Genomic DNA, 23,926 nt, shown 5'->3' on the forward strand with positions numbered 1-23,926 from the left:
CACTCCCCTGGGTGACGATTAACGATTAAAACTTGGCTTTGACACCGACACTATACCGGGCGCCGTTCTCATACACGCCAACCGGCAGGCCGTCGGTGGTATTGGTGCGTATCAGTTCATTCCCGATGTTCACCGCCGTCAGGTACAAGCTGATTTTCGGCGTGACGTCCCAACTGGCCGACGCGTCCCACTGGCCGTAGGCGCTGGTGACATCCTGGCCGCCCTCATTCAGGCCGCCGTAGGATTTGGAGCGGTAGTTGTACGACAGCCGCGCGCTGTAGCCGTCCTTCTCGAAGAAGCCGCTGACATTGGCCTGGTTGCGCGAGTTGCCCACAACGTTGAGCTTCTGGCCGTTGGCGTTGGCGCCGGTCTTGGCGTCGGTGAAGGTGTAGTTGACGACGGCGCCGAATCCGCTGCCGAACACCTGCTGCCATTGGAGTTCCAGGCCGTTGACGGTTTGCCCGCTGCTGGCGTTATACGGCCGCGTGACCGAGCGGGTGACGCCACCGACATTTTCCAGTGCGCTTTGCGTGTAGACGAAGGTATCGAGCTTCTTGGCGAACAGCGTCGCCGACAGCAGCGAAGCGTCGGCGTAGTACCACTCGGCGCCGATCTCTGCTTGGTTGGCGTGGTACGGTTTCAGCAAGGGATTGCCGGCGGTGGCGGCGTTGGTGGTGCCGCTGACCTCCGTGCTGGCGCTCAAATCGCTGTAGGTGTTACGCGCCATCACGCGGGCGACGGCGCCGCGCACCAGCAAATCCTTGTTCACCGAATAGACCGCGTTCAGACTTGGCAGCACATCGTTGTAAGTGCGCGAGACGCTCCCCAACACGTAATTGCCGTTGCCGTTCAGGTCTTGGTAGGCTTCCGAGGTCTGGTCGGTCTTGACCAGGCGCGCGCCGAAGTCGCCGCGCCACTGCCCCACCGCGAAGTCGGCGCGGACGTAGGTGGCGTAGATCTTCTCCTTGATGCGGTAGTACTCGCCCTTCGCCTCGGCGTAGACCATGCCCTTGTCGAACATCGCGAAGCCCCGCGACGACGCTAGCCCGTCATCGACCCACGCGTACTGCGTCAGCGAGCCGGCGCTGGCCGCCTCCTGCGAGATCAGCGGCGACGCCCCGGTCGACAGGTCCGCCAGCGTCAACGTCTCCCAGCCCGGATTGCCGGGACCATTGGTGCCGATGATGCGGCGGTTCTGCACCTTGGTGTCGCGCAGCTTGACGCCGACCTTGATCGATTTGAAGAAGGCGTTATCCAGGTCTATCGTCAGATCGCCCTGGGCGTAGTTTTCCTTGGTCTCCATGCGGCGTATCCAGTCGCGCGTGCTTTGCAAGGTCAGTTTGGTCGGATCGAGCGGATTCATATCCAGATACTTGATCTCGTAAGTATCGGGCGCCAGGTTGAAGGTGGCGCGGGTATTCCCGGTGAACCAGAAGTTGCGGTCATGATCGCTGCCGCCGGAGCCCTTGGTGGTGCCGGCCTGGCCGTGAAACTTCCAGTTGTCGGCGTCATAGGTGCCTTCCAGGTCCAGCACCTGCGATTTGACGTACGACTGGCGGAAGATCGGTTCGAACGATACGCCGTTGGTCGGACCGACGGTGCCGCCGACCAGCGCCTTGGTGCCGTCGGAGGTGGTGATGAAGCGCGGATCGGTGACCGCGATATTGCCTTGCGCGTCCACCAGGCCACCCGCTTGCCACAGGTAGTTCTGGTTGCTGTTGTCCATGCTCATATCGGAGTTCATGTAGTTCAGCGAGATGTCCGTGTTGGCGTTCGGGCGCGCCTGCAAGGTGATGTTGCCGGTGGTGCGCTCGCGATCCTGGCGGAAGATCGGCGTGCCGCCGCCCCACGACGCATAGGCGCCCGGCGTGACCGCGCCGTTCTGGTCGACGATGTTGTACTTGGTCGTGTCGGTGAAGTTTTCCAGGCCGTCGCGGCGCATCGTGCGCTTTTGCTGGCTCACCGCGACCAGCGCACCGAAGGTCTTCTGCTCGTTGGTCCAACTGAGCAGGCCGGAGAACTGCGGATCGGTTTTCTTCGGCAGTTCACTGTAGGTCGCTTCCGCCGACACCTGTGCCACGAAAGGCTTGAGCTGGAACGGCTTGCGGGTTTTGACGTTGACCAGGCCACCGATGCTGCCCTCGTCCAGGTCGGGCGACGGGCTTTTATAGACGTCGATGCTGCCCACCAGCTCCGACGCCAGGATGTCGTAGTTGAAGCCACGGCTTTGCGAGTCGTTTTTCCACCAGTAGCCCGAGGCCACGGCCTGGCCGTTCAACTGCGTCAGATTCAAATTCTTGTCGGTGCCGCGCACGAAGATGTCGCGGCCCTCGCCCCAGGTGCGGTCGACCGAAATGCCGGGCACGCGCTGCAGCGAGTCGGCCACGTTCTTGTCCGGGAACTTGCCCACCTCCTCCGCCGTCACGGTGTCGATCACATTGCCCGAGTCGCGCTTCTCGGCCAGGTTGCGCTTGAGGCGTTCACGGATGCCCTTCACCTCGACCACGGCCGGCTCTCCCGCCGGCGTGGCCTCGGCGGCCTGCGCCTGCGCCACCGGATCGGCGGCGTATAAATGCGGGGCGAAAGCGCCTCCCAGCGCCAGCGCGATCAGCTTTGGTAACAGTTTTTTCTTCAACAGCGGCTTGGTGGTGGTCGTCGTCATTTGATTCTCCTGTTTTATTCAAAAATGGAATCGCTCGTTATCGGGCGCCGTGCCAGCTGCGGATCTTGTGGCCGCTCGCGGCGTACCAGAGAATCAGCGCGTAGCAAGGCAACATCAGCCAGTAGCCGGCCTGCGGACCGGACGCATCGGACAAGCGGCCATACAGCAGCGGCAGCACGGCGCCACCGGAGATGGCCATCACCAGCACGGCCGAACCGGCGGCGGTGTAGCGTCCCAGACCTTGCAGCGCCAGTGGCCAGATGGCCGGCCACACCAGCGCGTTGGCCAGACCCAGCAGCGCCAGGCACATGACCGTGTCCGGCACCAGCGGCACGCCGGACCAGCCCAGCAGCACCTGCGCGATGCCGCTCGACTGGCTGGAGCCGGTGGCGACGCCGACGGTCAGCACCAGACCCAGCAGCGCCGACGCCATCAGCGCGCCCTTCTGCGACAGGTAGCGAGGGATCGCCACCACGCCGACCAGGTAGCCGAGCACCATGCACACCATCGTGTAGGAAGTGAGCACGCCGAAGTTGGCGACGTTCAATTCGTGGCCGTACAGGCCGATGGTGTCGCCGGCGATCACCTCGACGCCGACGTAGCCGAACAGGGCCAGCGCGCCCAGCACCAACTGCGGGAATTGCAGCACGCCGGTGCGCTCGATGTTGGCGGTGGCGTCGTCCGCTTCAGGCGGGATGTCGCGCAGATTGGAAAAATGGATGAACACCATGATGACGAACAGCACCGCGGCCATGCAGGCATAGGGGAACACCAGCCGCTCGGCCAAGGTGGCGCGCATGGCGTCGCGCGCGGCCGGCTCCAGGGTGGCCAGCGCGGTGTGCGAGAAACTATCGATATCGGCCAGCATCAGCGAGCTGAACACCAGTGGCACGACGACGCCGGCGCCCTTGTTAAACAGGCCCATGATGCTGATGCGCATGGCCGCGCTGTCGCGGTCGCCGATCTGGACGATGTAGGGATTGATGGCGGTCTGCATCAAGGTCATGCCGGTCGCCAGCGTGAACAGCGCCGCCAGGAACAACTCGTAATGCGTGCTGCGCGCCGCCGGAATGAACATCAAGGCGCCGGCGCCCATGATGCCCAGTCCCAGGGTCATGCCTTTTTTGTAGCCGATCCGCCCCAGCACGGCGGCGGCCGGCAACGCCATCACCGTGTAGGCGATATAAAACGCGAACGTGACCCACAGCGCCTGGAAGTTGTTCAAGCCGCAGACGATTTTGAGGAAGGGCACCAGCGAACCGTTCAGCCAGGTGACGAAGCCGAGAATGAAGAACAGCAGGCCCACGAACAGCATGCCGACCACTACCGTTCGAGAGGAATCGCGTGGCCGCTGTTCCGTTGTGTTCGCACTCATTTGCATGGGGCTCCCCAAGTTATCGATGGGTCATGCTACCAGTGCAATACCAGTCAGGCCAGCGCGTGTGCCATCGCACCTAAGTCATTGTTTTTATTGAGAACCGGTCTATTTCGACTGTGATACCGCTTACATTTCTTTACAAAGCCGCCGTTCGCCCCCTTTCCGGGCCTGGCTATTGCGCAATGCATGCTTGCAAATCTTTACAAAACAGTTCGAGAAATTACAGCCTGTGTCTTTATCGCCACGTTGAACACAAAACAGCGAAAATATTGCGTGTTTAGTAAAGTTTGTTAAACATCGGTTTCAAATTTAGTTTCATTTGACCCTCGAAATTTACGGATCGATACTCCGGGTTGCCAGGAAGTTAAGCCGTATCAGACAACCTGCGGCGCTGGCGCTTTCCATAATTCCAAAAACATCGAGGAGACAGACACAATGTTGCACCCCACCAGACGCACTCTCATGAGCCTGGCCGTCGCCAGCGCTTGTTCCTTCATGACGTACAGCGCCCAGGCCCAGGTTGAAACCGCCACCGCCGCCGAGGCGCAAGCGGCGCCGGCGGCCGCGGCGCCCACCGCCGCCAATCCGGACCAGATCCAGGAAGTGCGCGTCACCGCGACCCGCTATTCCACCTCGCTGCTGCGTACGCCGCTCGCCGTCGCCGCGCTCAGCCAGGACCAATTGACCCGCAAGGGCGCGACCAGCCTCTCCGATTTGAGCGGCGAGATGCCCAACGTCGTGATCGAAAACACCGGCGAGGATTCGGCCGTGCAGATCACCATCCGCGGCATCACCTCCACCAACTTCACGGAAACCGGCGATCCGGCGGTCGGCTTCCACGTCGACGGCATGTACTCGCCGCGGCCACAAGGCGCGCAGGCGCTGATGTTCGACCTGGAACAGGTCGAGGTGCTGCGTGGTCCGCAAGGCACGCTGTTCGGCCGTAACTCCACCGGCGGCAGCGTCAACGTGATTCCCGCCAAGCCGGATTGGACGGGCAACTACGGCAAGGCCGACATCGATATCGGCAACTACCGCAAGAAGCAGATCTCGGTGGTGCAGAACATCGTCGTCAACGACGCGCTGGCGTTGCGCGCGACGTTCATGAAGGTCAAGCGCGACGGCTACGCCAACCAGACGCGCGACCTGAGCGAAGCCAACGCGCCGGCATTAGGCTGGGTCCCGAACGGCAAACCGGATGTGGATCAGCGCTTCAACCGCGTGATCGGCCCGAGCGACTACTACACCAACCAGGACGAATGGGCCGGCCGCCTGACCGGCCTTTTGAAGATCAACAAGGACCTCACGGCCAAGGCGTCGTATGAGCAGTTCCAGGACTCCGGCGCCGGCGGCGCCACCTTCCGCGATTGCGCCGCCACCGCCGGCACCCGCTACGCCTGCGGCCCCGGTCAGGGCAAGTGGGACATCAACGTCAACGTCCCTGGACAGAACGACCTGAGTATCAAGACGCTACGCACGGGGATCAACTGGAACATCAACGACCACACCAACTTCGACTACACCTTCCAGGTCGCCGACCAGACACGCTCGCAAATCACCGACGATGACCTGGGCATGCAGCACGCGGCGCCGTTCCAGATCAACGGCGCGTATCCAAATTCGGCCGATGGCAACTGGGGCACCTGGCCGCTGACCGACTCATTCCACCGCACGCTCGATTCACGCTACCTGTCGACCGTGCACGAGGCGCAGTTGAAGCAGCAACTGGGCAATGTGCAGTACGTCGGCGGCTTGTTCTGGATGCACGAGCGTAACCGCATCGACTACGAGCAGACCAACACCATCCAGAAGCCGTACGGCGATGTCGGCAGCGTGCTGTATAACCAGCCTAACCGCCAGGTCGACGCCAAGGCGGTCTTCGCCCAAGCCGACTGGAAGTTCATGCCGACGTGGACCGGTACCCTTGGCGCGCGTTACAGCATCGACAGCAAAGAGGACAAGGGCGGCAAGGTGTATGGCGCCAACTGGATCGGCAACTCGGCCTACTACAACGGCCTTTATTCTCAAGGCACGCCCGGCACGCCCGGCTTCCGTGTCCATGACGGCACCGATCTGACACCGGGCATGGGTGGCAGCGTGGCGGCCTACAACCTGTATGGCGCGCCGACCTCGAACGACCACAAACAGGAATGGAAAAAAGTGACGTGGCGCGCCGGCTTGCAGAAGCAGCTCGACGCCAACAAGATGGTGTACGCCTCCGTGTCGACCGGCTACAAGGCGGGCGGCTTCGCCGACAAGACGGATAGCTGCAACTACCGCCTGTGCGCCGATGGCAAGCCTGGCGTCGAGACCTTCCTGCCGTACGAGCCGGAGACCGTCACCAACTATGAGCTGGGCTTCAAGGGCAAGTTCCTGGACAACCGTTTGAGCCTGTCGGCCACCGCGTTCTTCATGAAGTACAAGGACATGCAGGTCACCGGCACCTACTTCATCAACCAGATCATTCCATCGAACGGCCTGCCCTGCCCGGCCGACCAGCCGAAGTGCGACGTGTATGAAGGCTGGCGCACCATCAACGTCGGCAAGGTGAACATCCCGGGCCTGGAACTGGAATGGGACTACAAGCCATGGCGCGGCGGCCGTATCGGCGGCGGTTTCGCTTACATCAACTCCAGCATCCACGACTACAATTCGTACAGCGACGACTATCAATGCGACGTGCGCGTGGAACTGGGCCTGCCGGCCTGCCCGACCGCCTACAACGGTCCGGACAAGACCCTGCTGGGCCGCCGCCTGGCCAACATCGACGGCAACCATTTGCCGAACACGCCGAAGTACCAGTTCAACATCAACTTCTCGCAGGAGTTCGGGTTTGAAAACGGCTACAAGGTGATCCCGTACGTGAAGGTGAACTGGCGCGACAAGGCCTACTTCGACATGCTCAATTCGGAATTCGCGCACATCGGCCGCTATCAGAAGGCGTATGCGATGGGCGATGCGTCGGTGCGGCTGGAAGCGCCGGACGACAAATGGCACGCGGAGCTGTATGTTCGTAACATCTCGAACAGCCATGCGAAGTTGAGCGGAAATTCGGTGTTCGGTGGATTCATGGAGGCCAATTTCGTACAGCCTCGCATGTTCGGGTTCCGGGTTGGCGCGAACTACTAAGGCGTTTGGCGGATTACGGCGTTCCGCCTAATCCGCCAAGCTCCGTCGACGGCCCAAACACTCACCACTTCATAATGGCACGAACCTGGGGGAGCAAATCGTTGGCGATATCGACGGTTTGCTCCCGGGTCGGATGCCCGTCATCCGCATCGCCCGGATAGGGTTTCGACGCGATCGCGTGCACGCGCTTGTCCCCCACCCGTTTTACCGTCTCGGCGATATATTCGATCAACGCCACCCTCTTCTCGCCGGTCACCAAGCCGCCCTCGGTCAGCACGATCCGCGCCTGCGGATGATCCTTTAACAGCGTGCGCACGAACCGCACGTAAGTGTCCACATATTGCTCCCGGTCTGGAATTCCGAGATTGAAGTCATTAGTACCGATCGTACTGAGAATCACATCGGGCCGATAATCCCGCTGGTCCCAGCGTACCGGATTTTTTCGGTCCGCGATCGCCAACTGATAATAGTCCGGCAAATTCAATTCATTGGTCTTGTTATCCCATGTGCGTATCAAGCCCTGTCCACCGTAGCAAACCAGTTGCACCTGCGCGTGCAAGTCGCGCGCCATCAGCATGCCGTAGGATGAACGCGCGTTCCACCAGGACGTATCCTTCTTCGCCCCGGCCACGCGGTCGATCGCCTCGCCGCAGGTGACGGAATCGCCCAGCACCAGCATTTTGCGTTCCGGGAGGATGGGCGCGGCGTTCCATTTGCCGTCGGTGTCGAAGCGCAGCAGCGCCGCGGTGCCATGCCAGGTCTCGGAACGGTTGACGATTTCCACCGCGTGCCTGCCGGCGGAGGCGCCGTCGACCAGGATAACGGTCTGTCGACCGAACGCCAGCCGCACCTTGCGCGCGACGCCGTCGACGATCACGTCCAGGTAGCTGTTCCCGCCGCTGGCCTCCGCTTCGACGCTCAGACGCGTGCCCTCGAAATTGAGATAAAAACTAACGCCCGGATAGCCGAACCGCACCACGCCGTCGGCGTTGATATCGGTTCGCCCCATCCGGGCGACGTGTGGATCGGCGGCCGTCATCGACGCCGCCGCCACCAGCGGGGCCTGCCCCCATAGCGCGGCAATCAACGCCGCGCAGCCGGTGATACGGCGTTGGGCGCCGTTCATTACTTCATCAGCTTCTGTATGTCCGGCAGCATCGCATCGGACCAGATCTGATAGCCCTTGGGCGTCGGGTGCAGGAAGTCGGCCATCACCTCCGGCGACATGTCGCCGTTCGACAGCAGGAAACGCGCACCGTAATCCTTGAAGATAACGGTCTTGCCATCGCCCAGCGTCGCTATCTTGCGGTTCAGCTCAATGATCTGCTGCCGCTTCGGACTTTGTGCCGATTGCTCGTAAGGCAGCACGGCGTTGAGCAGTATCTTCGCATCCGGGTACAGCGCGCGCAGTTTCTTGAGCACCGCCTGCACGCCCGCGAATACATCGGCCGGGGCGGCATTACAGTGGAAGAAGTTGTTCACGCCGATCGTCAGCACGACCAGCTTCGGGTGCAGTTTTTCGGCGTGCCCGTTATCGAGGCGCCAAAGCACGTTGCCGGTGTGGTCGCCGCCGATGCCGAAATTGGCCGCCTTCCATGAACCGAAGGACTTGTCCCAGATCTGCTGGTTCCAGCCTTCGGTGATGGAGTCGCCGACGAATAGCAGATCGACATTGCCTGCGTCCGCAACAGCGACGTCCTCGTTGAACATCTGGTGCCAGCGCGCCACCGACATCCATGGATACTCGATTTTGCGCGGCGCCGGCGTGGTGCTGCACGCGGCGGGGCTCAGTGCCGCGTCGGCGTAGCTCGGGGCACTACTCAACGCCAGCAGGCCGGCTGCGACGATTGCGGAGATCAGCGACTTCTTCATCTTAAATCCTTTCATTGAGCACCCACCTGCAGCGATTGCGGCGCCACGTTCCAGCCACGCAGGTCCAGGCGCACCGCGCCCTGGCTCTTGAACGTGACGGTCACGGTGCGGCTCTCGCCCGGCATCAGCGCTACATAATTATCCGAAAAATACACCGGCAGTATCCTCTCGCCGTCCGCATTGAACAAGGTCAGTTTACCGCTCAGGGCAGGCACTTCGCCGCCGTTGCGCATTGTAACCTCCAACTGCCGCTCGCCCTGCACCGTCGCGCTGGTCCAGCGCGTGGCCAGTTCCAGCGGCACCGTCGCCAATTGGTTCAAACCCTGTTGGCCGGCCAGAGTGCTGCTTGGCCAGTAGGCGTTCTGCGACAGCACCTTGCCGTCGGCGTCCTTGAGCACCAGTTTGAGCACGATCAGCTTGTGCTGCGCCAGCAAGGCGGCGATGCCGGCGTCGATAGGCTCCGACGTGCTCACCGCCCCCACCGTCACCGGCTTGTCGCCATTCGCCAGCAGCTTGCCCCTGACGTCATAGGCGGCGTACGACAGCGTGGCGCCATTCAACGCGGCGGCCGGATTGTTGATCACCATCAGTTGATAATCGGGCAGGTTCATTTGCACGTGCACCGGCTCCGCCGCGCTCTTCACGCCGTAGAAGGCGCCGTGCGTGTCGTAGTCGTGACTGAGGATCTGCCACATGGTGCTCGGCCAGGCCGGCTGCGTCATCCACAGCATGCGTCCACTGTGCTGGCGCCACAGGCCCGCGTTCATACCCTCGAAGATGGCGCGGTGGCTTTCGTAGTTCAGCAACTGGGCCTTGCGTTCGAAGTCCGCCAGCGAGTCGGGCGCGCCGTAACCGGCTGCCATCGCCGCGTTAAAGGTCTTGACGCTGCCGTTGCCGTCCGGGTGCCAGTCGTGATAGGTGACCGTGTCGCTCAACGGCCACTGGTCGGTCGACGGCACCGCCGCCTTGATCGCCTCCATCGTCGGGAACGACGGCGTGCCCACTTCCACCGAAAAGCCCTTGGCGTGCTCGGTGAAGTAGCTGGCCGGCGCCTGGTAGTTATACGGGCCGCTGTTCTGCAGATTGACGCGGTTCGAGCTGCCGCTGTACCAGCGCGTGCCGTCGAGCTGATAGATCATCGCCTCCAACGCTTCGTTCAGCACCGGCTGCGGCACGCCCTCGTTACGGCCGAACCACATGATCACCGATGGATGGTTGCGATAGCGCTTAACGACATCGCGCGCGTTCTCCATGAACAGGTTGACGTCCTGCGGCTCCAGGTTGTAATCCTGGGTCGAGGCCCAGAAGTCGTTCATCACCATCAAACCATATTCGTCGGCCAGCTCGAAGAAGCTCTCCTCGGTGTTCTGCCCCACCCAGTTGCGGATGATGTTGACGTTGGCATCGCGGTGCAGGCGGAAATAAGGCTCCAGCCGTTCACGGTCGATGCGTTTGCGCCAGTCCTCCGTGCCCCAGTTACCGCCGCGCGCCGCGATGCGCACACCATTGACCTTGATGACCAGGAAAGGACTGAGCGTGGTTTCCTCCAGCGGGCGAATCGCCGCCGTCCATTCCGCCTCCGGCCGCAGGCCCGTGGCCCAGTTGTTATCCGACAGCTTGCGGATGGACTGGTGGCGGCCGTCGGTGATGCGCACACCGAGTTCACGGCCCTTGGTGAAGTCGGCTTCCACGCGGCGCAGATGACCGCTCTGGTCGACCAGCGACAATTCATACGTCACCGCGCGAACCCCGAAACGGGTGCTGGCCTGGTCCGACACCTGCGCGCCCTGCAACGCCTCGAGCTTGAGCTCATGCAGATCCGGCGCGCCGTAGCCGTTCGGCCACCACAGCTTGGGATTCTTCAGCTTGAGCGCGGCGAAATCGCCCGGTGTGAAACGCACGTTATGCTCGCCCGGCGCCAGACTGACGGTCTTGCCCACCTGGATAGGCTTCATGCCACCATCCCGGCGCGAGATCGTCGCGCGCACGGTCACCCGCTGTGCCGATTTGGACAGGTTCGTGACCGGCACCTCGATGCTGACGTCGGCCACGCTGTTGTCGGCCTTAGGCAACGCGGTGATCACCTGGGCGTCGCCCAGCTTGAAGTCGCGCGTGGCGTGCAGCTCCACGTCTTGCCACAAGCCGGTGTTGCGGTCGCGGACCGAGGGAATCCAGTCCCACCCCTCGGAGGCGATAAAGGTCGGGCCGTCCTGCGCCAGCGTGCCGCCGTTTTCGCCGGCGCCCGCCGCGATCGATTCCTCCTGCGGCAAGCCGGGATGCGGCGGCGGCGATACCTTGACCGCGATGACGTTTTCACCCTTGAGCTTCAGATAGGGGCTGATGTCGAAGGTGCCGCGCACGAAGGCCCCCTTCATGCCACCCAGCTTGCGGCCGTTGATCCACACTTCCGCCTCGTAGTTCACGCCCTTGAAGGTGACGAACAGACGCTGCCCCTGTTTGAAGGCGGCCGGCGGCTGGAACAAGGTGCGATACCAGTAGTCCTGTTTGTTCAGCGATTCCGGGATGGCCATGTTATTAAGGCCGTAGTCGGGATCGGGGTAGACACCGCGATCGACCAGCGTGGTCAACACCGTGCCGGGCGTGGTGGTTTGATACCAGCCGGCGGTGTCGAAGCCGACGGACGAAATCCGCTCCGGCTTGGCGTCAACCTCCGGCGCCGCCTGCAGCTTCCACGACTTGATGGTCCACAGATTGGCTTCTTTTTGCACCAGCGCCGGACCGCTGTAGGCCGGCTTGGCTTTCGGTTCCTGGAACGGCGAACCGGATTTGGGCAAGGTCCACGGGTCCTGCGGCGCGACCTGGCCGTACATCTGGCGAACCTGTATCGGCCACGACGGACTGCCGGATTCGAAATTGATCAACGCATCGTTCGGCTGCGTGGCCGCCATCGCGCGCACCGCGCCTTCGTCCAGCGCGGTACTGGTGACGGTGAAGCCGGCGATCCGTCCGGCATAGCCTGTCGCGGCCCTGCTACGCGGCCCCAGCGAAATCCGGGGGCCGAAATCGTCGACCGGCGCGGCCTGCGCGCCCTGCTTGACCTGGACCGGCTTGAATTCCTCGGCCGTCAGCACCGCGTCCTGGCGGGCGACAACACTGCCGTTGGCGTACAAGGTGACTTGTTTGCCGTCATAGCTGGCAGCCAGGTGCACCCAGGCGTTCGGCGCGAGCTTCAACGGCGCGACCACTTCCAGTCCGTAGCCGCAGAAGCCGAACGCGCCGTCCACGCTGCACACGAACCAGCCCGGCCCCGCCTGCGCGCCGGCAAAGCCGGCGATCAAGGTACGGCCGGGCGCCGGCTCCGATGGCTTGAACCAGCCGCTCAAACCGAACGGCTGTACCTTGCCCGCCACCGCCGACGCGAAGATGTCGGCCTGCTTGACCTTCTTCAGCAAACCATCGCTGGCGGCCGGGAACTCGGCGTTATAGGGTCCCCACTGGCCGCCGGCTTGGGCGCCGGACCACATCATCGCGGCCAACGCCGCCACAGTCATCGTGCGCTTCATCTCAGCTCCGGGCCTTCAGGCGCAGAACGATCACGCCGTGCGGAGCCAGTTTGCTCTCCAGTTTTTTACTGGTGTCGCCGGTCTTGCCGGTCCAGGCGTCGGTCCAGTTGAAGACCGTCTTGGTGGTATCCAGCACGCGCTTGTTCGCATCGTCGTTGATACGGGAGGCGGACCATTGGTAAGTCACCGGCTTGGCCTCGTCGCTGCGGTTCAGTATCATCACCGCCCACTCGTCGTTGGCCAGCGGCTTGGCCCAATACTCCAACTGGCCGGACTGCAGGAAGCGCCACGCCTGGATACCCAGCTTGTCCTGGTTGATCGCGATCACCGCCTTGTTGGTCAGGATGCGTTTCGTGGCCTCCGACATCTTGCGCACGTCGTTGCCCAGGATGAGCGGCGACGCCAGCATCGACCAGGCGGCGAAGTGCGTGCGGTCCTCGTCTTCGGTGAAGCCACGGCCCACTTCCAGCATGTCCATATCGTTCCAGTGACCCGGACCGGCGTGCACGCGCAGGCCCGCCTGCTTGTCGATGATCTGCAGCACGCCCCACCTCGAATACGACGCCTCGCTGAATTCGCAATCGAAGCACATGTGGATATCGCCGGTGGTACGCCACGAATGGCCGATATCCTTGGCCCATTCCCACGGTTTGGTATCGCCCCACTCACAGATGCTGAACAACATCGGCCGGCCGGCGGCGCGGATCGCGTCGCGCATGGTGGTGTAGGCGCCCACCGACGACAGACCCTTGCTGTCGCACCAGTCGTACTTGACGTAGTCGATGCCCCAGGAGGCATAGGTGCGCGCATCCTGGTATTCGTAGCCACGGCTGCCGGGACGACCGCCGCAAGTGGTGGCGCCGACGTCCGAATAGATGCCGATCTTGAGACCCTTGCTATGGACGTAGTCGGCCAGCGCCTTCATACCGGACGGGAAGCGCTCCTTGTCCGGATGGATCGCGCCCGTTTCGTCACGTTTACCGTGCCAGCAATCGTCGATGTTGACGTATTGGTAGCCGGCATCCTTCAAGCCGCTCTTGACCATCGCGTCGGCCGTGTCTTTGATCAGCTGCTCGTTGATGTCGCAAGCGAAGGTGTTCCAGCTGTTCCAGCCCATCTGCGGCGTGTCGGCCAGCCCGTCGAACTTCTGGGCGTGGGCGTTGAAACCGAAGGCGCAGACGGACGCGGCGACCATGCCTAACACGGTACGTTTCATGCGCGGCCCCTTAGCGTTTGATGGTATTGAGTTTGTCGGCGTATTCCTTGATCAGCTTGAGCGAACTGGTGTCCGAATCGAACACCGAGTACAGCCCCTGCTCTTCCTGCGGAGGATCGCCGACGAAGTCGTTACCCGGCTTCCACCAGTAATCCGCGTTGGCCGCGCGTCCGGCGCCGCCCCAGGCCCAGAAATTGAAGCCGGCGATAGGATCGCCCTTCTTGGCGCCGTCGTAGACGAAGTCGAACACTTCGCGGTAGAAGCGGTCGCGGATCTTGGTGGTGGCCTTGATGCTGAACGAGGCGCCGTCACGATCGAGGCCGAATTCCTCCAGCACGATAGGCTTGTCCAGCTTCTTGGCCAGGTCGATGTGCGAGGTCAGGTAATTGCGGCTCTTGGCGATGGCGCCATCCCACGAACCGGTTGGGTCCTTGGAGTCGAACCAGCCCCAGTTCTTCGGCCACAGGTGATAGGTCAGGTAGTCGATATGCTTGGTGCGGTGCGAGTCGAGGAACAGCTGCGCGTCCTGGGCGGAACCGGCCAGACCCTCGCTGCCGCTGCTGACCATGTGGTTCTTATCCAGGCTATGGATATAGGCGGCGGTTTCGTCGATCCACTTGATGTAGGCCTTCTTCTCTTCCGGCGTGGCGTTGCCGTTGCCCGGACGCGGCTCGTTGGCCAGCTGCCACGACATCAGGATCGGATCTTCCGAATAAGGCTTGCCGGTGATGGTGTTGACGCGCTTGACGATCTTCTGGATCACGTTGCGATACTCTTTTTGCGCCGCCGCGTTGACGTAGAAGCGCGCGTTCTTCTTCATGTAGTCGTCATAGTCCTTGGTCACGTTCGGATCCAGCGCGGGCGTGCCTTCAAACCAGTTCAGGTACTGCGTCATCCCGCCCGACCACTGCCAGAAGTTGTTCAGGTAGAGCACCACCGTCATGTCGCGCTTGGCCGCTTCGGCCATCAGGAAATCCAGGCCGATCAACAGGTTCTCGTCGTACTCGCCCGGCTTGGCGGTGGTCGCCGGGCTGACGGCGCTCTTCATGTCGGTCTTCTCGGAGACGGCCAGCACGCGCAGGTTGTTGATGCCGATCGCACGCATGCTATCGAGTTCCTTCAGCAGGCGGGCGCGCTCGCCCACGCCTTTTGGCGCGCCAAGGTAGCCGCCGTACCAGAAATTGGCGCCGACGATGTAATAGGCCTGGCCTTTGCGGGCGAAGTGGGTCTTCTTGGCGGTGACGAAATCGCCCTTGCCGACCGGCGCGCCATCGGCGGCGGAAACAATGCCGCAAGCACTGATCATCAACGCGGTCGCGCAGAATTTGTAGAGTTGTTTCATGTCTCGTTCTCTCTTTTTATGGATGGTTACTTGGTTGGCTTGCCTGCGACGTTCAAGGTCTGCTTGGGTAGCTGCACGGTGATGCTGGCGGCCTTGGTATCACCCGCGTCATGCGCCAGCAATACCTTGTAGCCGCCGCTGGCGACACGCCAGGTCTTCGATTTGCTGTCGTACATGGCCAGCAGGCGTGGATCGACCGTCACGCTGACGTCCTTGCTCTCGCCCGGCGCCAGTTCGACCTTGTCCCAGCCGGCCAGGCGTTTCGGCGCTTCCCACTTCACGCCTACCGGCGATACGTACACCTGCGGCACGTCCTTGCCCTTGACGGCGCCGGTATTGGTGACCTTGAAGCGCAGTTGCAGCTTGCCGTCCTTCTGGCTCGCGGCCAGGCCGGAGTACGAGAACTGCGTGTACGACAAGCCGTGGCCGAACGGGAACAGCGGCTTGAGGCCCTTGGCGTCGAACCACTTGTAGCCGACCGCCGCGCCTTCATGATAGTTGACGGTGAAGCGCTCGCGGTCCTTCTTCGGATCGCCATCCAGTTTCGGACGCGGGAGCTGGCTTTCGGAGACCGGGAAGGTGGTCGGCAGGTGGCCGGATGGATTGACTTCGCCATACAGCACGCGGGCGATCGCCTCGCCGCCGCCGCTGCCGGCATACCAGGCCTGCACCACGGCGGCGGTCTGGTCGACCCACGGCATCACCACCGGGCCCGAGGTCTCCAGCACCACCACGGTTTTCGGGTTGGCCTTGGCGACGGCGGCGATCAGCGCGTCCTGGTTGTTCGGCAGCGACAGCGACACGGCGTCGAGCGCCTCGCCCACCCACTGCTCGGCGAAGACGATGACGACATCGGCGTCGGCCGCTTCCTTGGCCGCCGCCGCGGCATCCTTGCCGTCGTTGTAGACCACCTTGGCGTCGCCGGCGCGGGCCTTGATCGCCTTCAGCGGCGACGACGGGTGGTACACCACGGGACCAGGCCAGATGGTCGGTTCGATGCCCGGCACCGGATTGCCGCCGATCGGATACACCAGCGACGAACCGCCGCCCGCCAGCACGCCGACGTCCGAATGCGCGCCGATGACGACGATTTTCCTGGCGCCGGCCTTGAGCGGCAGCACGCTGTTGGTGTTCTTCAGCAGGACGATGCCCTCTTCCGCGTCGGCCTGGCTCACCAGCTTGTGCGCTTCGAAGTCGATCGCGCCGCCCTCTTTGACCGGGTTGTCGACCACGCCTTTGTCGAACATCGCCCACAGGACCCGGTACGCCATGTTGTCGAGGCGCGCCTGCGGCACGTGGCCGTTTTCGACCGCCTCCTCCAGCGCGCCGCCGAAGTACGCCGACTTGTCGAACTCCCAGCCGGAATGCTGATCCAGGCCGCTGTTGGCCGATTCCACGGTGCTGTGGACGGCGCCCCAGTCGGACATCACATAGCCCTTGAAGCCCCAGTCCTTCTTCAGCACCTGGTTGAGCAGGTAGTCGTTCTCGCAGGCGTAGACGCCGTTCAGGCGGTTGTAGGAGCACATGACGGAACCGGGATCGGCCTGTTCCAAGAGGAATTGGAACGCCAGCAGGTCGGACATGCGGTTGCTGGCATCGTCCAGGCGGGCGTCCAGCACGAAGCGGCCGGTCTCCTGGTCGTTGACGGCGAAGTGCTTCATCGTCGCGATCAGGTTGTTGGACTGGATGCCCTTGACCTGCTGCGCCACCATGGTGCCGGCCAGCAGCGGATCTTCACCGGCGTATTCGAAGTTACGGCCGTTGCGCGGTTCGCGCAGCAGGTTCACGCCGCCGGCCAGCATCACGTTGAAGCCGGAGGCGCGCGCCTCGCGGCCGATCATGGCGCCGCCTTGGTAGGCCAGGTCGCGGTTCCAGGTGGCCGTGGTGGCCAGACCGGAAGGCAGCGAGGTGCGCTCGCGCGGATTCTTGCTCAACTGCGTGGCGACGCCCAGGCCGGCGTCGGTCTCGAACAGCGCCGGAAGGCCCAGACGCGGCACGCCGGGGATGTAGCCGGCCGAGAAAGGCAGCGCGGCCGGATGCTTCTTGGTCTTGTTGGGAACGAAGTCCGCGCCGAAGTAGCCCAGCACCCAGTTCAGTTTTTCCTGCTGCGTCATGGCTTCCAGCGCCAGCCTGGCGCGTTTTTCGGAGCTCAGCGACTTGTCCAGCCAAGGCTTGGAGGTTGGTTCGGCCGGCGCGCTGGCCGCTTGTCCGGCGGCGTAAGCCGGCAGCGAGGTCGCCACGGTGACGACGGTTGCGGCGGCAAGCGTCGCGGCCACCGCCAGCGCGATGGCCAGCGGACGCAGATTCAGTTCGGAATTCATTAGCTGTCTCACTTTATTATTGAAAGGCGAAATCAAAAATCAAAAATCAACGGTCGGGAATCAACGGCTGGAATACATGCCGGCATATTTGAGGCCGTAGTACAGGATAAAGGTATAGCAGGCCGCAGGCACGAAGAACGACAGTTGCAGGCCGATGGTGTCGGCCAGCAGGCCTTGTGCGAACGGCACCAGCGCACCGCCGACGATGGCCATGCACAGGATGCCCGAACCCTGGCTGGTCAGGGGGCCGAGTTTGTACAGCGCCATGCTGAAGATGGTCGGGAACATGATGGAGTTGAACAGGCCGACGGCGATGACGGCCCACATGGCGACCGCTCCGTGCGAGAAGATCGCCGTCAGCAGCAGCACGATGGACGCGGCCGAGTTGAAGGCCAGCGCCTTGCCCGGGCTGACGTAGCGCATCACGCCGAAGCCGATGAAGCGGCCGATCATGGCGCCTAGCCAGTAGAAGCTGACGTAATTGGCGGCGGCGCCGTGCGACATGCCGGCGATGTTGGACTCGCCCAGGAAGTTAATCAGGAAGCTGCCTATGCTGACCTCTCCGCCGACGTACAGGAAGATGCCGATCGCGCCCAGCACCAGATGGCGGTGCGACGTCACTTTTTTGTCCAGCGTGTAGGCGCCGGCTTCCTCGGCGTCGACGATCTTCGGCAGGCGCACCAGCGCGAACAGGATGGCGATGGCCAGCAAGGTCGCCGCCAGCACCAGGTACGGTCCCTGCACGGTGGCGGCTTCCTCGGCCTTGGTCTTGACGATGTTGGCGACGGCGGGAACGCCTTCGGACAGGATCAGGAAACCGCCCAGCGCCGGGGCGATCGCGGTGCCGAGCGAATTGAACGCCTGCGTCAGGGTCAGGCGGCTCGACGCGGTGGCCGGCGCGCCCAACGCCGCGACGTAGGGATTGGCGGACACTTGCAGGATGGTGATGCCGCCGGCGAGGACGAACAAGGCCAGGAGGAACAGCGCGTAGCCGCCCATCGAGGCGGGATAGAACATGGCGCAGCCGATGGCGGCGACCACCAGGCCAGCGACCGCGCCGCGCTGGTAGCCCAGGCGCTTGATCAACATGCCGGCGGGGAGCGAGACGATGAAGTAGGCGCCGAAGAAGCAGAACTGCACCAGCATCGCCTGCACATAGGTCAACGTATAAATCGATTTAAGGTGGGGAATGAGGACATCGTTCAGCGAGGTTATCAACCCCCACATGAAAAACAGCAGCGTAATGATCATCATCGGGAAGGTGTTGCTGCCCTGACGCGCATGGTCGTGGGTACTCAAAGTTGCCGGTGCAACGTGCTCCATCAGCTGTCTCCTCTTGGATGGTTTTTATAGTAATGAAAAGATTCTGCATCGGCGGCGCCCAAGGGTCAAACAGCAAGCGAATTTGGGGCGCAGTTTAGCCGCCTTCACTAAACACACGATGCAAGGCTATACGCCGTGTTGCATTGCAGCGAACGGCTAAAAACCGCGTGTTTAGTAAATTACGCTAAACTTTTCGGGAAAGTCGACGTGTCGTTTGACCGTGGCTGGACGATTATGCAAGACTGTATTCACACCAGAAACCCGCCGACTGCACCGCCGCGAGCCGGTTCATCGAGAGATTGGAGACCGAGATGGGCGATTCCACAACCAGCGCTGCGACCACGGGAGTGACGATACGGGATATCGCGCGGGTGGCCGGCGTGTCGGCGGGGACCATTTCACGGGCCCTGAAAAACGAACCGGGATTGACGGAGGCCACGCGCCAGATGGTGCTGGAGGCGGCGCGCGCACTCGGCTACGACTTTTGCAAACTGCGGCCGAAACGGCTGCGCCGCCTGACCTTCCTGCTGCACCGGCAGCACAACACCGCGTCGAGCAGTCCATTCTACTCGCCGGTGCTGCACGGCGCCGAGGAGGCCTGCCGCAAACAGGGCATCGTGCTGTCGTTCATGGCGGTCGGGCCGGCCGACGGATTGATCGACCAGATACGCATGCACGCACCGGACGGTATCGTCTGCGCCGGTTTCTTCGAGCCGGAGACGCTGAGCGCCCTGCGCTCGACCGGCAAGCAACTGGTGTTGATCGATATGAAGCTGCGCGGTTACAGTTCGGTCAATCCGGACAATATGATGGGCGGCTACCTGGCCACCAAACACCTGATCGACACCGGCCGCACGCGGGTCGGCTTCATTTCCGGTCCGCTGTCGCACTACAGTATTCGTGAACGGGCGCGCGGCTACCGCCAGGCGCTGTTCGAAGAAGGCATCCTGGCCGACCCGCGCCTGGAAGCGGGGCTGCCCGACGGCGTCGACCTGGAAACCGGCGCATGGGAGGCGATGGAGCAGTTGCTGGCCCTGCCCCACCCGCCCGACGCCGTGTTTTGCTACAACGACAGCGCCGCGCTGGTGGCGATGCGCTGCTGCCTGGCCAAGGGATTGAAGGTCCCGCACGACATCGCGATTGTCGGCTTCGACGACATCTCGACCGCCGTGCTGGGACATCGCCCTTTGACGACGCTGCGCATCGATAAGAAAGCGCTGGGCGCCCTGGGTGTGGAACTGCTGTTGAACGGCCCGCACAACGAACCGGTGGAGAAAATCGCGCCGGTGGAACTGGTGGTCAGGGCCAGCACCGTGTTCGACGGCTGGCGCCTGCAGAAGCCGCAGGGCAAAGGGGGCGGCGTGACGGCGGCCTAAACACAAAATAGAACCTCGTACTACCCCGGGACGCGATAAGAAAGCGCCCGCCTATCAACTAAAAACGGACCCAATGATGGTACCAGATTTTCAATCCCGCGCGACGCTGCTGAACCATATCCGCCATACCCGCAACTTCTACGACAACCGTTGCGTGGACGCCAGCGGCGGCTTCTATCACTTCTACAAGGATGATGGCACCGTCTACGACGCCCACACCCGCCATTTGGTCAGCAGCACGCGTTTCATCTTCACGCACGCGATGGCGTGGCGCCAGTTCGGCGAGGCGGCCGACCAGCAGCGCTTGCGCCACGGCCTGGCCTTCCTGCGCGGCGCCCACCGCAACCCGGAGACCGGCGGCTACGCCTGGCAACTGGACTGGAACAACGGAGAAGGCCGCGTCACCGACGGCACCAATCACTGTTACGGCCTGGCCTTCGTGCTGCTGGCCTACAGCCACGCGCTGATGGCCGGCGAAAAAGACGCCCGCGCATGGATAGACGAAACCTTCGAACTGATGGAGCGGCGCTTCTGGGATGCCAAATATGGCCTGTACGCCGACGAGGCCAGCGCCGACTGGTCGACGCTGGACGGCTATCGCGGCCAGAACGCCAACATGCACGCCTGCGAAGCGCTGATCGCAGCCTTCGAGGCGACCGGCGAGCGCGCCTTCCTGCTGCGCGCCGAAACGCTGGCGCGCAACATCACCCAGCGCCAGGCCGCGCTGGCGGACAATCTGATTTGGGAGCACTACCACGCCGACTGGTCGGTCGACACCGAATACAACCGCCACGACAAGAGCAATATCTTCCGCCCGTGGGGCTACCAGCCGGGCCACCTGACCGAATGGGCCAAGCTGCTACTGCTGCTGGAGCGCCACGGCGACCAGCTGGAAGGCGGCAAGGACTGGCTGCTGCCGCGCGCGGTGCAGTTGTTCAACGCGGCAATGGACAAGGCGTGGGACGAGAAACACGGCGGCATCTACTACGGCTTCGGCCCTGACGACAGCATCTGCGACGATCTCAAATACTTCTGGGTGCAGGCCGAAAGCCTGGCCACCGCGGCCCTGCTGGGCGCACGCACCGGCGAGGCAAGCTACTGGACCTGGTACGACAAAATCTGGACGTATAGCTGGGAGCATTTCGTCGATCACCAGTACGGCGCCTGGTACCGCATCCTCGGGACCGACAACAGCAAGCTGACCGACGAGAAAAGCCCGGCCGGCAAAGTGGATTACCACACCATGGGCGCCTGCTACGAAGTGCTGAATGTGCTGAAGAAGGACTGAGATGGCGACTTTTCCACTCTTTGTGGCGGCGGGCGAAGCGCTGACCGACATGATCGTTCAGGACCCGGCGCAACAGCATTGGCTTAGCCAGGTCGGCGGCTCGACATGGAACGTGGCGCGCACGATGGCCAGGCTGGAGGTGCCGACCGCGTTCGCCGGCGCCATCAGCGGCGACGTCTTCGGCGACGCGCTGCACAGCGCCAGCGAAGCGGCGAATCTGGACATGCGTTTCCTGCAGCGCTACGCCAAATCGCCGCTGCTGGCGATCGTGCACCGCACCGACCCGCCGGCCTATTTCTTCGTCGGCGACGACAGCGCCGACCTGCATTTCGACGCCTCGCTGCTGCCGGAGGGCTGGCGTGCGCACTGCAAGTGGGTGCACTTCGGCGGCATCAGCCTGGCGCGCCAGCCGCTGGCGGGCAAGCTGGTGGCGCTGGCCGAGCAACTCAAGCGGGACGGCGTGCGCATCAGCTTCGATCCGAACTACCGGCTGCTGATGGACGAGCGCTACGACGCCACCTTGCGCCGCATGACCGGGCTGGCCGACGTGGTCAAGGTGTCGGAGGAGGATCTGGCGGGCCTGTTCCGCACCGACGACATCGAGACCGCGTTCGCCACGCTGCGCGGCTGGAATCCGGCGGCGACCTATCTGTACACCAAGGGCGGCGACGGCGCCTCGCTGCACATCGGCGACGATGCCTGGTCGCTGCCGGCGCCGCGCATCACGGTGGTCGACTCGGTCGGCGCCGGCGATGCCAGCATCGCGGCCCTCGCCTACAGCATGATGCATCACGCCGATCGCGCGCCGCCGGAGCATCTGCGCTTCGCGGTGGCGGCCGGCGCGGCTGCCTGTCTGGCGCCGGGCGCCTCGCCGCCGTCGCTGGCGGCCATCCACGCCTTGCTGTCGTGATGCCCGAGTAAGCCAGCAACGGCCGCGCGCACCCGTCAACCCCAACCACCTTCTGCCTTAACGCTTGCGTGATCGCTTAAGGGACGTACCCCGCAGGGTACGTCCCCGTGTGGCAGTGCGGGTCAAAGCGAGCCGCCCACAGCTATCAAAGAAAATTAACAGGCGATCACGCTTTCCCCTACAACCACACCAGAATCCCCTGATAGTTTCCTCAAAATACGCCGACTATAATTGTCTTCCAATCAATAATTAGGATGGGCAATGTCAATTATCTCCCCGAAACAAATGGCGCGGACGACCGCTCGCCTGCTATATACGCTTGCCATGCTGGCCGGCACACACCACGCCAGCGCGTCGAACACGCCCTGGGCCAGATCACCCGAAGGCTTCGGCGCCGGGACCACCGGCGGCGGACCGACCGGGGAAATCGTCACGGTACACACAAGGGAACAGCTCGCTCACGAACTATGCCGTACACTCGGGCCCGCAGGTTGTTCCGACAACACCCCGCGCATCATCAAGCTCAGCGAGACGATAGACTTTACCGGCGCCGACGGCTCGGAGACCGACGCCGTCTGCTACCCGACCAAAATCTGCAACGCGCCCGACAACAGGAGCGAGGCGCAGATGCCGATGGACGCCAGCGACCACCGTTGCGTTGGCTTCAAGATGTGGTGGATCGCCGTCGACAAGGCCGGCAGAAAACCGTTGCTGGTCGGCTCAAACAAAACCCTGCTGGGTGTGGGGGCCAACGCGGGCCTGAAAGGCAAGGGGCTGCAACTCAATAACGTAAGCAACGTCATCATCCAAAATATCACGATCAGAGACATCAACGACGGCATTGTGTTCGGCGGCGACGCGCTCGACATTTCCAACTCCCATCATGTCTGGATCAACCATAACCGATTCCATAACATCGGGCGCCAAATGCTGGTCACCCACTTCGGCAACACCACCAACATCACGGTCTCATGGAACATTTTCGATGGCCACGACATATATTCGGCGAACTGCAATAATGAGCATTACTTTAACGTGCTGCTGGGGGTAGATTCGAAAAAGATCACCGTCTCCAACAACTGGTTCATGAATGTGGCCGGACGGGCGCCACATGTCGGGAGTGCGGCGGCGACTATCCACCTGGTCAATAACTATTTCTTCAACGATCAACCGACCCCCGAGGCCCGCGCCCACGCCTTGGATGCGACCACCGTCCCGGACCCAACGAAGCCGCCGTCCACTGGCGTCAACGTGCTGGTTGAGGGTAACTATTTCCATAACATCGGCAGACCGATCACCGGCTCAAGCGGCAAGATCTTCGGTTCGCTGGGCGCCCCCAATACCGCCACGCAAACCCAGTGCAAGAGCACATTGGAGCGTAATTGTTACGGCAATATCGCCAGGGAGCTGGACGAAAACCATTTCGTCCAGGATTCCAGCGTCATGAGGGTCTTCCAATCGGTCCCACAGGCCGAGATTGTGATTCCCTACTCCGCGAGCAACGTCCCGACCTATATCTCGGCCTTCGCGGGTCCCTATAAAAACTAAACGCTTGACATGGGCCACATTACAGATCGGTAAGGTA

The 23,926-nt window shown here is 62.7% G+C and carries 14 protein-coding genes; 5 read left to right on the forward strand and 9 right to left on the reverse strand.

Features of this window, described 5'->3' with window-relative positions:
• Window positions 1-25: 25 nt before the first annotated feature.
• Together AC07P1_RS01130 and AC07P1_RS01135 are read right to left on the reverse strand one after the other, a co-directional pair.
• Complete coding sequence (locus AC07P1_RS01130) at window positions 26-2,662, reverse strand: TonB-dependent receptor (protein ID WP_494694109.1); 2,637 nt, start codon at window positions 2,660-2,662, stop codon at window positions 26-28.
• A 37-nt stretch (window positions 2,663-2,699) separates the two neighbouring features.
• Window positions 2,700-4,037 (reverse strand): sugar MFS transporter, encoded by a 1,338-nt coding sequence (locus tag AC07P1_RS01135; protein ID WP_494694110.1) that lies wholly within the window; start codon window positions 4,035-4,037, stop codon window positions 2,700-2,702.
• A gap of 465 nt (window positions 4,038-4,502) precedes the next feature.
• On the opposite strand from AC07P1_RS01135, the gene AC07P1_RS01140 reads away from it, so the two are divergent.
• Window positions 4,503-7,169: a TonB-dependent receptor gene (locus tag AC07P1_RS01140; RefSeq protein WP_494694111.1), complete on the forward strand. Its 2,667-nt coding sequence runs from the start codon at window positions 4,503-4,505 to the stop codon at window positions 7,167-7,169.
• 61 nt (window positions 7,170-7,230) lie between these two features.
• Here the strand turns inward: AC07P1_RS01140 and axe2C are convergent, their stop codons facing one another.
• From axe2C to AC07P1_RS01175, 7 genes are read right to left on the reverse strand one after another with little or no spacing between them, the layout of a single operon-like run.
• Complete coding sequence (axe2C, locus tag AC07P1_RS01145; RefSeq protein ID WP_494694112.1) at window positions 7,231-8,295, reverse strand: bifunctional acetylxylan esterase/glucomannan deacetylase AxeC2; 1,065 nt, start codon at window positions 8,293-8,295, stop codon at window positions 7,231-7,233.
• On the reverse strand, window positions 8,295-9,041 hold the full coding sequence (locus AC07P1_RS01150) for a GDSL-type esterase/lipase family protein (RefSeq protein WP_494694113.1): 747 nt from the start codon (window positions 9,039-9,041) through the stop codon (window positions 8,295-8,297). Before AC07P1_RS01150 ends, axe2C begins: the two co-directional genes overlap by 1 nt.
• An 11-nt stretch (window positions 9,042-9,052) precedes the next feature.
• On the reverse strand, window positions 9,053-12,565 hold the full coding sequence (locus tag AC07P1_RS01155; RefSeq protein ID WP_494694114.1) for a glycosyl hydrolase 2 galactose-binding domain-containing protein: 3,513 nt from the start codon (window positions 12,563-12,565) through the stop codon (window positions 9,053-9,055).
• Window position 12,566: 1 nt separating this feature from the next.
• Complete coding sequence (locus AC07P1_RS01160; protein WP_494694115.1) at window positions 12,567-13,781, reverse strand: glycoside hydrolase family 27 protein; 1,215 nt, start codon at window positions 13,779-13,781, stop codon at window positions 12,567-12,569.
• Between the two features lie 10 nt (window positions 13,782-13,791).
• Window positions 13,792-15,123 carry a glycoside hydrolase 5 family protein gene (locus tag AC07P1_RS01165; protein WP_494694116.1) on the reverse strand — a complete coding sequence of 444 codons (1,332 nt, stop codon included), beginning with the start codon at window positions 15,121-15,123 and terminating at the stop codon, window positions 13,792-13,794.
• A gap of 26 nt (window positions 15,124-15,149) precedes the next feature.
• The gene (locus tag AC07P1_RS01170; RefSeq protein ID WP_494694117.1) at window positions 15,150-17,444 is read right to left on the reverse strand and encodes a glycoside hydrolase family 3 C-terminal domain-containing protein; all 2,295 of its coding nucleotides are present in this window, start codon (window positions 17,442-17,444) and stop codon (window positions 15,150-15,152) included.
• 60 nt (window positions 17,445-17,504) lie between these two features.
• Window positions 17,505-18,767, reverse strand: a complete 1,263-nt coding sequence (locus AC07P1_RS01175) for a sugar MFS transporter (protein ID WP_494694118.1) — start codon at window positions 18,765-18,767, stop codon at window positions 17,505-17,507.
• 311 nt (window positions 18,768-19,078) lie between these two features.
• Here AC07P1_RS01175 and AC07P1_RS01180 point away from each other — a divergent pair, with 311 nt between their 5' ends.
• The 4 genes from AC07P1_RS01180 to AC07P1_RS01195 all read left to right on the forward strand — a co-directional run bounded on the left by AC07P1_RS01180 (window position 19,079) and on the right by AC07P1_RS01195 (window position 23,889).
• Complete coding sequence (locus AC07P1_RS01180) at window positions 19,079-20,143, forward strand: LacI family DNA-binding transcriptional regulator (protein ID WP_494694119.1); 1,065 nt, start codon at window positions 19,079-19,081, stop codon at window positions 20,141-20,143.
• 73 nt (window positions 20,144-20,216) lie between these two features.
• Complete coding sequence (locus tag AC07P1_RS01185) at window positions 20,217-21,431, forward strand: AGE family epimerase/isomerase (protein WP_494694120.1); 1,215 nt, start codon at window positions 20,217-20,219, stop codon at window positions 21,429-21,431.
• Window position 21,432: 1 nt separating this feature from the next.
• Window positions 21,433-22,341, forward strand: a complete 909-nt coding sequence (locus AC07P1_RS01190; RefSeq protein WP_494694121.1) for a carbohydrate kinase family protein — start codon at window positions 21,433-21,435, stop codon at window positions 22,339-22,341.
• 261 nt (window positions 22,342-22,602) lie between these two features.
• Window positions 22,603-23,889, forward strand: a complete 1,287-nt coding sequence (locus AC07P1_RS01195) for a pectate lyase family protein (protein ID WP_494694122.1) — start codon at window positions 22,603-22,605, stop codon at window positions 23,887-23,889.
• Window positions 23,890-23,926 lie beyond the last annotated feature (37 nt).

It is taken from the genome of Duganella sp. GW821-FHT07F09 (assembly GCF_059418705.1).